Here is a 13,152-nt window from a genome sequence, read left to right on the forward strand (position 1 = left end):
CGACCGGAGGAAACCGCATCATGTCCACCACCGCCCTGCCCACCCGAGCCGCCCTGCACGCGGAATGGATCAAGATACGCTCGCTGCGCGGCATCATCGGGTCGCTCATCGCGACCTTCGTGGCCGTCACCGGGATCCAGATGCTGACCGCCGCCGCCATCGGGAGCGCCGAGGAAGGCAGCATGGGGTCGGACCCGATGTTCGCCGCCTTCTACGGGTTGATGTTCGGGCAGACAGCGGCCATCGCTTTCGGTGCGAACGCCTTCTCGAGCGAGTTCCACAACAACGCCCTGCGGATCACGCTGACCTCGGTGCCGAACCGCACCCGCTTCTACCTCACGAAGGTGCTCGCGGTGGGCGGGCTCGCCTTCCTGGTCGGGGAGGCGACCGCTTTCGCCACCTTCCTCGGCGGCCAGGCCTTCATGGGCCAGTACGCGATAGGCCTGGGGGACGAGGGCGCACTGCGTGCCGTCGTCGGCTGCGGGCTCTACCTGACCCTGATGTCCCTGTTCGCCGCCGGCCTCACGGCCGTGTTCCGCAGCGCGGCCGCGACGCTCAGCATCCTCATACCGTTCATCCTGGTCGTCTCCTTCGTCGTGGGCGACGTTGCGGGCGGGGCCGCGCAGTACCTGCCGGACCGTGCGGGGCAGATGGTGATGCGCGTCGAGCCGTGGGGCGAGCTGGGTCCGTGGACCGGCCTGGGAGTGATGGCCCTGTGGACGCTGGCCGCCCTGATCGGCGGCTGGGTGGCGGTGCGCCGCCGCGACGCCTGACGCCCATGACGCAGCGCCAGTTGTCAGTGGTCGGCGGAATACTGACGGCATGACCACGGCACAGCATCTCGAGACGATCGAACGGCTGCGGGCCAGGGAGTTCCCCACCGAGCGCGGCCGGTCGGACGTGGGGACGAGCGGCCCGGGGTACCACCTCGCCGAGCTGGGCGGCAGCCGGTGGTACGGCGACGAGGACGCGGCCGACCGGGCGGCGCACGAGGACCAGGTGTCCGCCGAGTACGAGGCCCTGACCCACCGGTTGGAGGAGCGCTGGGGGAAGGCCGACACGTTCAGTCTCGGCAGTCTGCGGCTGCGGGACGGGGGAGAGGAGGTGCCGCAGCCGTGGCGGGAGATCGGTGACACCAGCGACCACCTGCACCTGTGGCGGGCCGGGGACCGCTGGGTCGCCGTCTACACGGCCCACTGGGGGGCCGACCACTCGCCGCAGCTGATGGCCGCGGTCACGGTGGTCGACCCGCCCTAGGAACCGGGCGCGTCGGCGGCTGCGCGGAGGCGGGCGAACTCCTCGGCCATGGTCTGGGCGGTCCAGTGCGCGTTGAGCCCGCTGGGGTTGGGCAGGGCCCAGATCCGGGTGGAGCCGATCGTCCGGTCCTGGGGGCCGATCCGGGCGTGGCGTTCGCCGAAGGCGGTGCGGTAGGCGGTGACGCCTGCGACGGCCAGCCAGCGGGGGCGCAGCGCCTTCACCTTGGCCTCCAGGATGCGGCCGCCCTCGATCAGTTCCTCGCGGCTCAGTTCGTCGGCGCGGGCCGTGGCGCGGGCGGCGACGTTGGTGATGCCGAGGCCGTAGAGGAGCAGCTCCTGCTGCTCCGCGGGGGCCAGGCGGCGGGGGGTGAAGCCCGACAGGTGCAGGACGGGCCAGAAGCGGTTGCCGGGGCGGGCGAAGTGGTGGCCCGTCGCGGCGGAGAGGAGACCGGGGTTGATTCCGCAGAACAGCACACGCAGACCGCCCGCGACCACGTCGGGGACGAGGCGGTCGCGGGCGGCTTCGAGCTCTTCGGGGGTCAGAGGATCGACCCCGGTGCGTATCCGGCGGCCTCCGGGTACTGCTTCGCGATGGCCTCGATGCGGGAGACCACCGCCGAGACCTGGTCGCCGGCGGCGCCCGTGAAGGACAGCTTGTCGGCCATCAGGGCGTCGAGCTGGGCCCGGTCCAGCGGCATCCGCTCGTCGGCGGCCAGCTTGTCCAGCAGCTCGTTGCGCTCGGCGCCCTGCTCGCGCATGGCGAGGGCGGAGGCGACCGCGTGCTCCTTGATGACCTCGTGGGCGGCCTCGCGGCCGACGCCGGCGCGGACCGCGCCCATCAGGACCTTGGTGGTCGCGAGGAACGGCAGGTAGCGGTCCAGCTCTCGGGCCACGACGGCCGGGAAGGCGCCGAACTCGTCCAGGACGGTCAGGAAGGTCTCCAGCAGGCCGTCGAAGGCGAAGAACGCGTCGGGCAGGGCCACGCGGCGGACCACGGAGCAGGAGACGTCGCCCTCGTTCCACTGGTCGCCGGCGAGCTCGCCGGTCATCGAGGCGTAGCCGCGCAGGATGACCATCAGGCCGTTCACACGCTCGCAGGAGCGGGTGTTCATCTTGTGCGGCATGGCGGACGAGCCGACCTGGCCGGGCTTGAAGCCCTCGGTGACCAGCTCGTGGCCGGCCATCAGGCGGATCGTCTTGGCGATCGAGGACGGGGAGGCGGCCAGCTGGACCAGCGCGGTGACCACGTCGTAGTCGAGCGAGCGGGGGTAGACCTGGCCGACCGAGGTGAAGGCCTGGGCGAAGCCGAGGTGGGTGGCGATGCGCTGCTCCAGGTCGGCGAGCTTGGCGGCGTCGCCGCCGAGCAGGTCGAGCATGTCCTGGGCGGTGCCGACCGGGCCCTTGATCCCGCGCAGCGGGTAGCGGCCGATCAGGTCCTCCAGGCGGTCGAAGGCGACCAGCAGCTCGTCGGCCGCGGTGGCGAACCGCTTGCCCAGGGTCGTCGCCTGCGCGGCGACGTTGTGGGAGCGGCCGGCCATGACCAGCTCGGCGTGCTCGCCGGCCAGCTTGCCGAGGCGGGCGAGGACGGCGACCGTGCGGTCCCGGGCCAGCTCGAGGGAGAGCCGGATCTGGAGCTGCTCGACGTTCTCGGTCAGGTCGCGGGAGGTCATGCCCTTGTGGACGTGCTCGTGGCCGGCGAGGGCGTTGAACTCCTCGATGCGGGCCTTCACGTCGTGGCGGGTGACCTTCTCGCGCTCGGCGATCGAGGCGAGGTCGACGGTCTCGAGCACGCGCTCGTAGTCGGCGAGCGCGGCGTCCGGGACGTCGATGCCGAGGTCCTTCTGGGCGCGCAGCACGGCGAGCCACAGCCGCCGCTCCAGCGTCACCTTGTACTCGGGGGACCACAGGACGGCGAGCTCCGGGGAGGCGTAGCGGCCGGCCAGGACATTGGGGATGCGGGGCTTGGCTGTCACGTGTAGGGATTCTACTTGGGCCGCCGCTGTGCGTTTACGCAGGTCGGACCCCCGCCCCGGATTGTGCTTTGCTACGAGGGCAGCTCGCCGGCGGCGGCCTCGTACGGCACCAGCTCCGGGCGCTTGGCCGGCCGGCCGTCCCCCGAGGAGCGGCCCGTCAGCCGGCGGCCGATCCAGGGCAGCAGGTGCTGCCGGGCGAAGCCGAGGTCCTGCGAGCGGCGCACCGCCCAGCCCGGCCGCACGGCCGGCGGGAGGCCGGCGCGCCAGTCCTCCTCGGCCGGCAGTCCGAGAGTCTGCCAGACCGCCTCCGCCACCCGCCGGTGGCCCTCGGCCGTCAGGTGCAGCCGGTCCACGTCCCACATCCGCTGGTCGCCGAGGACCTCGGCCCCGTACAGGTCGACCACCAGGGCGCCGTGCCGGGCGGCGAGCTCCTCGACCAAGGCGAAGAGCTCCTCCATCCGCGGCCGGAAGCGCTCCATCACCGGGCCGTTGCGCCCCGGGGAGCGCATGAGCACCAGCGTCTTGCAGGAGGGGGCGAGGAGGCCGACGGCCTCCTCCAGGTGGCCGCGGACCCGGCCCATGTCGACCTTGGGCCGCAGCGCGTCGTTGAGCCCGCCGACCAGGGTCACCACGTCGGCGCGCATCGCCGCCGCGGCGGGGACCTGCTCCTCGGCGATCTGCCCGATCAGCTTGCCGCGGACGGCGAGGTTGGCGTACCGGAAGCCCGGCTCCCGCGCGGCCAGCCGGGCGGCGAGCAGATCGGCCCAGCCGCGGTAGGAGCCGTCCGGGAGCAGGTCGGACATGCCCTCGGTGAAGGAGTCGCCGACGGCGACGAAGCTGGTGTAAGACGCATTGATCCCCATGGCGGGAGCGATGCTACCGGGCGGTACCCCAGCCCGCCGGGCCGGGTTGGGCCCGGCGGGCGGGTACCGGCGGGGTGCGGCCCGCAGCGGCGGCAGGCCGCTCGCGCTGTCCGGACGTACGACTGCGCCGAGGGCCCCGCCGCATCGTCGCGGAGCCCGACGCGCGCAACGACGACGTCCTCCAGCGCCTGGAGCGGACGGGCTTCGTCCTCGGCCCGGAGGTCGAGCTCCCGGAGGTCGACCTGCCGGAGGTGTACCTCCCGGCGAAGCGCGCCCGCCTCGCGTTCCTCAGCGCGCCAGGAAGTCGGTGACGAGCTTCGCCCACTCGGCCGGGCGCTCCAGGAACGGAAGGTGCCCGGTGGGCAGTTCCGCGACCTCGGCGCCCGGCAGTCGCTGAGCGATCTCCAGCTGCCGGTCGAGCGGCACGAGCCGGTCCTCGGTCGTCGCGATGACGAGGGCCGGTACGTCTATCCGCGCGAGCTCGGCGCGCAGGTCGGCCCCCGGCACCAGGGCGGCGTGGTCCCCGACGCCCGGCGGGAAGGAGGCGGCGGTCGCCGTCACCACGGACTCCAGCTCCTCGGGGGTCAGCCCCTCGAGCACCTGCTCGCTGAGGGTGAGCGGGACCAGGAGCCGCGCGAGGAGGTCCCTCTCCCCGCGCTCGGCCAGCGCGACCCAGAGGTCGGCGGCCAGCCCGAGGCGGTTGCCGGCGCGCGCGAAGGTGGCCGTCAGGACGAGGGCGGTGACCCGCTCGGGGTACCGGGCGGCCACGCGGACGGCGACGTTCCCGCCGAGCGAGTAGCCGAGGACGGCGAAGCGGTCCAGCCCCTCGGCGTCGGCGGCGGCCACCAGCTGGTCGGCGAGCTCGTCGAGGTCGAGCGGACCCTCGGCCCGCGGGGTGCCGCCGGTGCCGGGGTAGTCGACGCCGACGACGCTGTGCGCGGCGGCCAGGTCGTCCAGGATCGCCCCGAAGTTGGACTCCACCGAACCGCCGCCGCCGTGGGCGAGCAGGAGGCCGGGGCCGCCGCTTTCGGTGCGGACGGTGCGGGCGTAGGCGGTGCGGGACGTGTCGGTGCTCATGAGGGGACCCCCCGATTTCTCTAGCGGTCGTTACACGAGGGACCCTATCCGATTAAGTTAGCGATCGCTACAGAAATCGGGGAACCGAGAACGCGAAACGGCCCGCACCCCAGGGGGTGCGGGCCGCCGGGTGAGCTGATGGACCGCACCTCGTGCTCGCTGACGCCCCACTCCTCGCGCAGGCGGGTGCGGGTGCGGCGTGCGTCAGGCGGAGGCGGGCCGGCCGAACAGCTCCCGCAGCACGTCCTCCATCGTCACCAGGCCCGTCATCGCCCCGTCCGGCCCGAGGACCGCGGCCAGGTGCGTGCGGCTGCGCCGCATCGCGGTGAGGACGTCGTCCAGCGGGGTCTCCGCCCGCACCTGGGCGATCGCGCGCAGCGCGGACGCGGGGAAGGGCGCGTCCCGCTCCGCCCCGTTGGCGTCCAGGGCGTCCTTGACGTGCAGGTACCCGAGGATCCGGGCCTGGCCCTCGGTCACGGGGAAGCGGGAGTACCCGGACTCGGCCGAGAGCCGCTCCAGGCCCGCCGGGGTGATGCCCAGCCGGGCCGCGACCACGCGGTCCGACGGCAGCACCACGTCCCGGACGGGACGGCGGCCCAGCTCCAGGGCGTCGTGCAGGCGCTCGCTCGCCCGGTCGTCGATGAGCCCGGCGTCGCTGGAGTCCTTCACGATCCGTGCGAGCTCGTCGTCGGAGAACGTCGCGGAGACCTCGCCCTTGGCGTCCACCCGCAGCAGCCGCAGCAGGAGGTTGGCGAAGGCGTTGATCGCGAAGATCACCGGCTTCAGCGCCCGGGTGAGGGTGACCAGCGGCGGCCCCAGCAGCAGCGCGGTGCGCACCGGCTCGGCCAGTGCCACGTTCTTCGGGAGCATCTCGCCGAAGAGCATGTGCAGGTACGTGGCCAGCGTCAGCGCGATCACGAAGGAGACCGCATGGGTCACCCCGGAGGGGATCCCGACCAGGTCGAACAGGGGGGTCAGCAGGTGCGCGATGGCCGGCTCGGCCACCACGCCCAGCACCAGGGTGCACAGGGTGATGCCCAGCTGGGCCGCTGCCATCAGCGCCGACACGTGTTCCAGACCCCACAGGACCGCGCGGCCCCGCCGGTCGCCCTGCTCGGCGTACGGCTCGATCTGGCTGCGCCGGACGGAGATCAGTGCGAACTCGGCGCCGACGAAGAAGGCGTTGACCACCAGGGTCGCCAGGCCGATCAGCAGCTGCAGCACGGTCATCGCTCGCCCTCCCGGTCCGTCTCCTGCGCGGGTGCGGCCGGCGCGTGCAGCAGCACCCGGGCGGCCCGGCGGCCGCGGGCGTCCACCACGTCGATCCGCCAGCCGGCCAGCTCCAGGCTGTCGCCGACGGCCGGGATCCGGCCCAGTGCGGTGGCTATGAGCCCGGCGAGGGTCTCGTAGGGGCCGTCCGGCACGCGCAGCCCGATCCGCCGGAGCTGGTCGGTGCGCGCGGCGCCGTCGGCGGAGTACAGGGGGCGCCCGGAGTCGTCCGTTCCGGCGGGGGCCAGGTCGGGGGTCTCGTGCGGGTCGTGCTCGTCGCGCACCTCGCCGACGACCTCCTCGACGATGTCCTCCAGGGTGGCCACGCCGGCGGTGCCGCCGTACTCGTCGATGACGACGGCCATCGTCTGCTTGCCGGAGAGCCGGTCCAGCAGCCGGTCCACGGTGAGGGACTCCGGTACGAACAGCGGGGCGCGCAGCAGCTGCGCGACGGGGTGGTGCAGGCGCCGCTCGGCGGGCAGGGCCAGCACGTCCTTGATGTGGACGGTGCCGACGACGGTGTCGAGGCTGCCCCGGTAGACGGGGAAGCGGGACAGGCCGGTCGCGAGCGTCGCGTTGGCCACGTCCTCGGCGGTGGTCTGCACGTCGAGCGCGGTGACCTGGACGCGCGGGGTCATGACGTTCTCCGCGGTCAGGTCGGCCAGGTTCAGGGTCCGCACGAACAGCTCGGCGGTGTCCTTCTCCAGGGCGCCCGCCTTGGCCGAGTGCCGGGCCAGGGCCACCAGCTCCTGCGGCGTGCGCGCGGAGGCCAGCTCCTCGGCCGGCTCCAGGCCGAACCGGCGGACCAGGTGGTTCGCGGTGGTGTTCAGATGGCTGATGAACGGCCTGAAGGTCCGGCTGAAGACGCGCTGCATGGTCGCGACGCGCTTGGCGACGGCCAGCGGGGAGGAGATCGCCCAGTTCTTGGGCACCAGCTCGCCGATGACCATCAGCGCGACCGTGGACAGCACGGTTCCGAGCATCAGCGCGGTCGAGGAGGCGGCCGCTGCCGACAGTCCCATGGCCTCGAACGGCCCTTGGAGCAGGGCGGCGATCGACGGCTTGGAGATCATGCCGATGATCAGGCCGGTCACGGTGATGCCGAGCTGGGCGCCGGACAGCTGGAAGGTCAGGCTGCGCACGGCGGTCAGGGCGCTCTCGGCGCCGCGCTCGCCGCGCTCGACGGCCCGTTCGAGCTCGCTGCGCTCGACGGTGGTCAGCGAGAACTCGGCCGCGACGAACGCTCCGCAGGCAAGGCAGAGCAGCAGTGCCACGACGAGCAGGAGCACTTCGGTCATCGGTCCGTCACCTCGCTCCCATGATCAGCCAGGAGGAGGGCCGACGCGCGGTGTCGGCCGCAGCGGCGGTGTCGGGTACGGCGACGTCGGATACCGGGGGGCTCGCCCATGGGCGGAAGCTCACACCTTTCCTTGCGTTTCGGCAGCAGGAACCGTCGCCCACCATGGTAAAGGATCGGCAAAGCGCAGGCTTCATCCTTTGGGTGGAGCGGCGAGCGGGTGATGGGATCCAAGGATGAGTGATCTTCATATCGGACCCGCCTCGAGCGACGATCTCGCCGCCGTCCTGGACTTCTGGGAGACGGCCGCGGAGGGGACGAGCATCAGCGACGACCTCGCCGGAATCGGCCGCCTGCACGCGCGCGACCCGCAGGCGCTGCTGCTGGCCCGCCGCGACGGGGAGCTGGTCGGGACCGTGATCGCCGGGTTCGACGGCTGGCGCTGCCACCTCTACCGGCTCGCGGTGCATCCGGAGCACCGCCGCCGCGGGATCGGCTCGGCCCTGCTGGCCGCCGCCGAGGAGCGCTTCACCGAGCTCGGCGGGAGGCGCGCCGATGCGATGGTGCTCGACCGCAACGAGCAGGCGCACGGGGCGTGGGGCGCGGCCGGCTACCACCCCGAGGACCACTGGACGCGCTGGGTCAAGCCGCTGAACGGGTGAGCGAACGCCGAAGCGCCCCGTCCGGGGGACGGGGCGCTTCGACATGCGAGCGGCGGCCGGGCCAGGCCGGGCCGGTCAGGCCGGTCAAACCGGCCAGGCCCAGGACCGGTCAGGCCGGCCAGGCGGCCAGGAAGGACTCTGCCGACCAGGTCCCCGACAGTTCCGGGGCCAGCCACGCCGGCGCCGCGGCCCGGAAGGCCTCGGGGGACAGCGCCCCGGAGCCCTCGGGAACCGCCCCCAGCAGCGGCAGCCCGGACGACTCCGGCAGGTCCGCGAGGTTGCAGCGGCAGGCCAGGTCGGGCTCGGCGGGCCAGCTGCCGATGACCACGCCGCGCGCGCTCAGCCCGCGGGCCCGCAGGGCCTCGGCCGTCAGGGTCGTGGAGTTGAGGGTGCCGAGGGCCGCCGGGGCGACCACCAGGACCGGGGCGTCCAGCAGCCGCGCCGCGTCCGCCAGGGTGCGGCCCGCCTCGTCGAAGCGGACCAGCAGCCCGCCCGCCCCCTCCACCAGGACCAGGTCGTGCGAGGCGGCGAGCTTCTGCGCGGCCTCCGCGACCGCCTCCGGCGACACGGTCGCCAGCCCCGCCCGCCTGGCCGCGGTGTCCGGGGCCAACGGCTCCGGATAGCGGGCCAGTTCCACGGGCGTGACCCGGGGGCCGGCCAGCCGGGCCGCCTCCGCCGCATCGCCGGGGACGCCCGGCTCCAGACCCGTCTGGGCGGGCTTGAGCACCGCCACCGAACGGCCCCCGGCCGCCGCGGCGGCCGCGATCGCGGAGGTGACCACGGTCTTGCCGATCTCCGTGCCCGTGCCGGACACGACGAGGACGCCCATCTCAGCCCTCCTTCGCCGCCGCGCACACCGCGCGGCAGATCCGGGCCACGTCGGCGTCGCCCGTCACGAACGGCGGCATCGTGTAGACGAGGTCGCGGAACGGACGCAGCCACACGCCCTCCCGGACCGCGGCCAGGGTGGCGGCCGCCATGTCGACCTCGTGCGTCAGCTGGACCACCCCGATGGCGCCGAGCACGCGCACGTCCCGTACGCCGGGCAGCTCACGGGCCGGTGCCAGCCCCTCCAGGAGCCCGGCCTCGATCCGCTTGACGTCGCGCTGCCAGTCCTGGCCGAGCAGCAGCTCGATCGAGGCCAGCGCCACGGCCGTGGCCAGCGGGTTGCCCATGAACGTCGGCCCGTGGGCCAGCACCGGCACCTCGCCCTGCGAGATGCCCGCCGCCACGCGCTCCGTGCACAGGGTCGCCGCCAGCGTGAGGTAGCCGCCGGTCAGGGACTTGCCCAGGCACATCACGTCCGGGGTGATCCCCGCGTGGTCCGCGGCGAACAGGGCGCCGGTGCGGCCGAACCCGGTCGCGATCTCGTCCAGGACCAGCAGGACGTCGTACTCGTCGCACAGCTCGCGCAGCACCCGCAGGTAGCCCGGGTTGTGGAAGCGCATGCCGCCCGCGCCCTGGACCACCGGCTCCACGATCACCGCGGCGAGCTCGGCGGCGTGCGCGGCGATCAGGGAGCGCAGGTGGTCCACGTACGCGGGGTCCACCGGCGCGGAGAACCCGCCCGGCGGCACGTCGGCGAACACCTGGCGCGGCAGCACGCCCGACCAGAGCTCGTGCATGCCGCCCTCGGGGTCGCAGACGGCCATCGGCGTCCACGTGTCCCCGTGGTAGCCGCCGCGCCAGGTCATCAGCCGGGTCTTGTCGCGCCGGCCGATCGAGCGCCAGTACTGCAGGCACATCTTCGCCGCGACCTCGACCGCGACGGAGCCGGAGTCGGCGAGGAAGACGTGCTCCAGGCCGGCCGGGGTGATCTCGACGAGCTTCGCGGCCAGCCGGACGGCGGGCTCGTGGGTGAGCCCGCCGAACATCACGTGCGACATCCGGCCGAGCTGGTCGGCCGCGGCCTCGTTCAGCGCCGGGTGGTTGTAGCCGTGGATGGCCGACCACCAGGACGACATGCCGTCGACCAGCTCGTCCTGCCCCTGTGCGGGCTGGGCGAGCCGCAGCCGGACCCCCGAGGCGGAGGAGACGACCAGCGGCTCCTGCCGCCCGGGCATGGGCCCGTACGGATGCCAGACGTGCTGCCGGTCCAGCGCGAGCAGGTCGGCGGCCGACAACGGGCCGTACCGCTCGGACATGCCGTCGCGCCCGGACGGGCCGTGCTGCGGATCAGGCATTGGGGGCGAGATCCGTCCCCGCGCCACGGCGACGCACCGCGACCAGGTCCGGGCGCACCTCGCCCGGCTCCGCCTGCGCGGGTGCGGCCTCGTGCCCGTGGCCCGAGCAGCCGCCGCAGGCCGAGCCGCAGCCCGCCTCGGCCGCCGCGGAACCGCACGGCCCGTGGGACGCGGCAGCAGCCGCGGCAGCGGCAGCCGCCGCGGCGGCGTCGGCGCGGTGCGCGGGCAGGGAAGACGTACCGGCGCCCTCCACCTCGAAGCCGGCGTCCGCGATCATGTCGAGGTCGGCCTGGCCGGCCTGGCCCTCGCTGGTGAGGTAGTCCCCGAGGAAGATCGAGTTCACCACCTGCAGGGCGAGGGGCTGCATGCTGCGCAGGTGGACCTCGCGGCCGCCGGCGAGGCGGACCTCGATGTCGGGGCAGACGAACCGGACCATCGCCAGGATGCGCAGGCAGCGCTGCGGGGTGAGGTTCCACTCCTTGGCCAGCGGCGTGCCCTCGAACGGGATGAGGAAGTTGACCGGCACCGAGTCGGGGTCCAGCTCGCGCAGCGAGAAGACCACGTCGACCAGGTCCTCGTCGCTCTCGCCCATGCCCGCGATCAGGCCGGAGCAGGCCGACAGGCCGGCGGCGTGCGCCTTCTGCACCGTGTCGACGCGGTCCGCGTAGGTATGCGTCTTGGTGATCTGGCCGTACGTGGCCTCGGACGTGTTCAGGTTGTGGTTGTAGGCGTCGGCGCCCGCGTCCTTCAGGCGCTCCGCCTGGCCGTCGGTGAGCAGGCCGAGGCAGGCGCAGACCTCGATGTCCTCGTTCTGCTCCTTGATCGCCTCGATCGTCCTGCCGACCCGCTCCACGTCCCGGTCCGTCGGGCCGCGCCCGCTCGCCACCAGGCACACGCGCTTCGCGCCGCCCGCGACACCGGCCGCGGCGGCCGCCGAGGCCTCCTCCGGCTTCAGCCACGTGTACTTGAGGATGTCCGCCTTCGAGCCCAGGCGCTGGGAGCAGTACGAGCAGTCCTCCGGGCAGAGCCCGGACTTCAGGTTGACCAGGTAGTTCAGCTTGACCCGACGCCCGAACCAGTGGCGGCGCACCTTGCCGGCCGCGGCCACCACGTCGAGCAGTTCGTCGTCAGAGGTCGCCAGTACGGCGAGCGCCTCTTCGCGGGTCGGCAGCTCGCGCCGCAGCCCCTTGTCCACCAGGGTGTTCAGCAGGTCCATGACGCCGATCCTGGACCACACGACCACTCCCGGCCAAGGAGAGATCGCACAACATGGCCGGAACGGAGTGTGTGTATCGCCACACCTGGCGCTCGAGTCCCGCCCGTTAGGGTCGGGCATCGCCTGTGGACAGCCGACAAAACGCGGAGACCCGATGCCCCAGCCCCGCCCCGAGCCCGATGACGTGTTCGCCTGGATCGACGGGGCGGAGCAGGCCCGTGAACAGGCCGGACTCGTCCGGACGCTGCGCCCCCGCCCCGCCGACTCGCCGCTGCTGGACCTCGCGAGCAACGACTACCTGGGCCTGTCGCGGCACCCCGAGACCGTGCGCGGAGCCTGCGATGCGGCCGAGCGGTGGGGAGCCGGGGCCACTGGATCGCGCCTGGTCACCGGCACGACCGAGCTTCACGGGGAGCTCGAGCGGGAGCTCGCGCGGTTCTGCGGGTTCGAGGCGGCGCTCGTGCTGTCCTCCGGGTACGCGGCCAATCTCGCGGCCGTCACCGCGCTCAGCGACCGGGGCACCCTGGTCGTCTCCGACGCCGGCAACCACGCCTCGATCGTGGACGGCTGCCGGCTCTCGCGCGCCGGTACCGCGGTGATCCCGCACTCGGACCCGGAGGCCGCCCGCAAGACGCTCGCCAGCCACGAGGGTCGGGCGCTGCTGGTCAGCGACTCGGTGTTCTCCGTGGACGGGGACGCGGCTCCGCTCGCCGCGTACGCGGCCGCCTGCCGCGAGGAGGGTGCGGCCCTGGTCGTGGACGATGCACACGGCCTCGGCGTACTGGGCGAGGGCGGCCGCGGCGCACTGCACGCGGCCGGGCTCGCGGGGGCGCCCGACGTGGTCGCGACGCTGACCCTGTCGAAGTCCCTCGGCAGCCAGGGCGGGGCCGTGCTCGGCCCGGCCAAGGTGATCCGGCACCTGGTCAACACGGCCCGGACCTTCATCTTCGACACCGGGCTGGCGCCCGCCGCCGCGGGCGCGGCGCTGGCGGGCCTGAAGCTGCTGCAGCGCGAACCGGAGCGCGCCGCGCGGGCCCGCGAGGTGGCCGGCCGGCTGTACGGGCGGCTCACCGCGTCCGGCCTGACCGCGGCCAGGCCGGACGCGGCCGTGGTGTCGGTACGGGCCCCCTCGGCCGCGGCGGCACTGCGCTGGGCCGCCGACTGCCGCGAGGCGGGTCTGTCCGTGGGGTGCTTCCGTCCGCCGTCCGTGCCGGACGGCATCTCCCGGCTGCGGCTGACCGCTCGGGCCGATCTCACGGGGGACGAGATCGACCGGGCCATCGAGACGATCCTGCGGACCGCCCCGGCCGGAGCCGCGGACGCGCCCTAGGACCTCCGGGCGTGCGGGCGTGCGGG

General features: G+C 73.8%; 14 protein-coding genes. 5 read left to right on the top strand and 9 right to left on the bottom strand.

Going from position 1 to position 13,152, the window contains the following annotated elements:
- The first annotated feature begins 20 nt into the window (after positions 1-20).
- Both AB0F11_RS15245 and AB0F11_RS15250 read left to right on the top strand, forming a co-directional pair.
- Entirely contained in the window at positions 21-773 is a 753-nt protein-coding gene (locus tag AB0F11_RS15245) for an ABC transporter permease (protein ID WP_362172737.1), read from the top strand.
- A 49-nt stretch (positions 774-822) separates the two neighbouring features.
- Complete coding sequence (locus AB0F11_RS15250; RefSeq protein WP_362172740.1) at positions 823-1,257, top strand: hypothetical protein; 435 nt, start codon at positions 823-825, stop codon at positions 1,255-1,257.
- Here AB0F11_RS15250 and mug read toward each other — a convergent pair.
- The 3 genes from mug to AB0F11_RS15265 all read right to left on the bottom strand — a co-directional run bounded on the left by mug (position 1,254) and on the right by AB0F11_RS15265 (position 4,092).
- On the bottom strand, positions 1,254-1,799 hold the full coding sequence (gene mug / locus AB0F11_RS15255) for a G/U mismatch-specific DNA glycosylase (protein ID WP_362172996.1): 546 nt from the start codon (positions 1,797-1,799) through the stop codon (positions 1,254-1,256). The two genes, AB0F11_RS15250 and mug, sit on opposite strands and share 4 nt — an antisense overlap.
- On the bottom strand, positions 1,796-3,229 hold the full coding sequence (purB, locus tag AB0F11_RS15260) for an adenylosuccinate lyase (protein ID WP_362172743.1): 1,434 nt from the start codon (positions 3,227-3,229) through the stop codon (positions 1,796-1,798). The genes mug and purB overlap by 4 nt, the downstream gene beginning before the upstream one ends.
- Before the next feature lie 71 nt (positions 3,230-3,300).
- Entirely contained in the window at positions 3,301-4,092 is a 792-nt protein-coding gene (locus AB0F11_RS15265) for an SGNH/GDSL hydrolase family protein (protein ID WP_362172746.1), read from the bottom strand.
- A gap of 74 nt (positions 4,093-4,166) precedes the next feature.
- Between AB0F11_RS15265 and AB0F11_RS15270 the strand changes: the two genes are divergently transcribed.
- Positions 4,167-4,403: a hypothetical protein gene (locus tag AB0F11_RS15270; RefSeq protein WP_362172748.1), complete on the top strand. Its 237-nt coding sequence runs from the start codon at positions 4,167-4,169 to the stop codon at positions 4,401-4,403.
- Here the strand turns inward: AB0F11_RS15270 and AB0F11_RS15275 are convergent.
- From AB0F11_RS15275 to AB0F11_RS15285, 3 genes are all read right to left on the bottom strand, one after another.
- Positions 4,381-5,169, bottom strand: coding sequence for an alpha/beta hydrolase (locus tag AB0F11_RS15275; RefSeq protein ID WP_362172751.1), 789 nt, complete (start codon positions 5,167-5,169; stop codon positions 4,381-4,383). The genes AB0F11_RS15270 and AB0F11_RS15275 overlap by 23 nt on opposite strands.
- A gap of 204 nt (positions 5,170-5,373) precedes the next feature.
- Positions 5,374-6,399, bottom strand: coding sequence for a hemolysin family protein (locus AB0F11_RS15280; RefSeq protein ID WP_362172754.1), 1,026 nt, complete (start codon positions 6,397-6,399; stop codon positions 5,374-5,376).
- Positions 6,396-7,736, bottom strand: a complete 1,341-nt coding sequence (locus AB0F11_RS15285) for a hemolysin family protein (protein ID WP_362172756.1) — start codon at positions 7,734-7,736, stop codon at positions 6,396-6,398. The genes AB0F11_RS15280 and AB0F11_RS15285 overlap by 4 nt, the downstream gene beginning before the upstream one ends.
- A gap of 235 nt (positions 7,737-7,971) precedes the next feature.
- On the opposite strand from AB0F11_RS15285, the gene AB0F11_RS15290 reads away from it, so the two are divergent.
- On the top strand, positions 7,972-8,397 hold the full coding sequence (locus tag AB0F11_RS15290; RefSeq protein WP_362172759.1) for a GNAT family N-acetyltransferase: 426 nt from the start codon (positions 7,972-7,974) through the stop codon (positions 8,395-8,397).
- Positions 8,398-8,506: 109 nt separating this feature from the next.
- On the opposite strand, the gene bioD is transcribed toward AB0F11_RS15290, so the two are convergent.
- Genes bioD through bioB form a run of 3 tightly spaced genes read right to left on the bottom strand, consistent with a single transcriptional unit; the run spans position 8,507 to position 11,796 of the window.
- A complete protein-coding gene (bioD, locus tag AB0F11_RS15295) occupies positions 8,507-9,226 on the bottom strand; it encodes a dethiobiotin synthase (protein WP_362172762.1) in 720 nt (239 codons plus the stop codon).
- 1 nt (position 9,227) lies between these two features.
- On the bottom strand, positions 9,228-10,541 hold the full coding sequence (locus tag AB0F11_RS15300) for an adenosylmethionine--8-amino-7-oxononanoate transaminase (protein WP_362172999.1): 1,314 nt from the start codon (positions 10,539-10,541) through the stop codon (positions 9,228-9,230).
- Between the two features lie 31 nt (positions 10,542-10,572).
- The gene (bioB, locus tag AB0F11_RS15305) at positions 10,573-11,796 is read right to left on the bottom strand and encodes a biotin synthase BioB (RefSeq protein ID WP_362172765.1); all 1,224 of its coding nucleotides are present in this window, start codon (positions 11,794-11,796) and stop codon (positions 10,573-10,575) included.
- A gap of 154 nt (positions 11,797-11,950) precedes the next feature.
- On the opposite strand from bioB, the gene AB0F11_RS15310 reads away from it, so the two are divergent.
- Positions 11,951-13,126: an 8-amino-7-oxononanoate synthase gene (locus AB0F11_RS15310; protein WP_362172768.1), complete on the top strand. Its 1,176-nt coding sequence runs from the start codon at positions 11,951-11,953 to the stop codon at positions 13,124-13,126.
- The last annotated feature ends 26 nt before the right edge of the window (positions 13,127-13,152 follow it).

Source organism: Streptomyces sp. NPDC032472 (assembly GCF_040636955.1).
In the GTDB taxonomy this organism is placed as follows: Bacteria; Actinomycetota; Actinomycetes; order Streptomycetales; family Streptomycetaceae; genus Streptomyces.

Bases quoted from the DNA above. Each gene is read 5' to 3' on its own strand.
- AB0F11_RS15250 (WP_362172740.1), top strand. From the start codon at position 823: ATGACCACGGCACAGCATCTCGAGACGATCGAACGGCTGCGGGCCAGG.
- AB0F11_RS15285 (WP_362172756.1), bottom strand. From the start codon at position 7,736: ATGACCGAAGTGCTCCTGCTCGTCGTGGCACTGCTGCTCTGCCTTGCC.
- AB0F11_RS15245 (WP_362172737.1), top strand. From the start codon at position 21: ATGTCCACCACCGCCCTGCCCACCCGAGCCGCCCTGCACGCGGAATGG.
- AB0F11_RS15265 (WP_362172746.1), bottom strand. From the start codon at position 4,092: ATGGGGATCAATGCGTCTTACACCAGCTTCGTCGCCGTCGGCGACTCC.
- AB0F11_RS15300 (WP_362172999.1), bottom strand. From the start codon at position 10,541: ATGTCCGAGCGGTACGGCCCGTTGTCGGCCGCCGACCTGCTCGCGCTG.
- bioD (WP_362172762.1), bottom strand. From the start codon at position 9,226: ATGGGCGTCCTCGTCGTGTCCGGCACGGGCACGGAGATCGGCAAGACC.
- AB0F11_RS15290 (WP_362172759.1), top strand. From the start codon at position 7,972: ATGAGTGATCTTCATATCGGACCCGCCTCGAGCGACGATCTCGCCGCC.
- AB0F11_RS15310 (WP_362172768.1), top strand. From the start codon at position 11,951: ATGCCCCAGCCCCGCCCCGAGCCCGATGACGTGTTCGCCTGGATCGAC.
- AB0F11_RS15275 (WP_362172751.1), bottom strand. From the start codon at position 5,169: ATGAGCACCGACACGTCCCGCACCGCCTACGCCCGCACCGTCCGCACC.
- AB0F11_RS15280 (WP_362172754.1), bottom strand. From the start codon at position 6,399: ATGACCGTGCTGCAGCTGCTGATCGGCCTGGCGACCCTGGTGGTCAAC.
- bioB (WP_362172765.1), bottom strand. From the start codon at position 11,796: ATGGACCTGCTGAACACCCTGGTGGACAAGGGGCTGCGGCGCGAGCTG.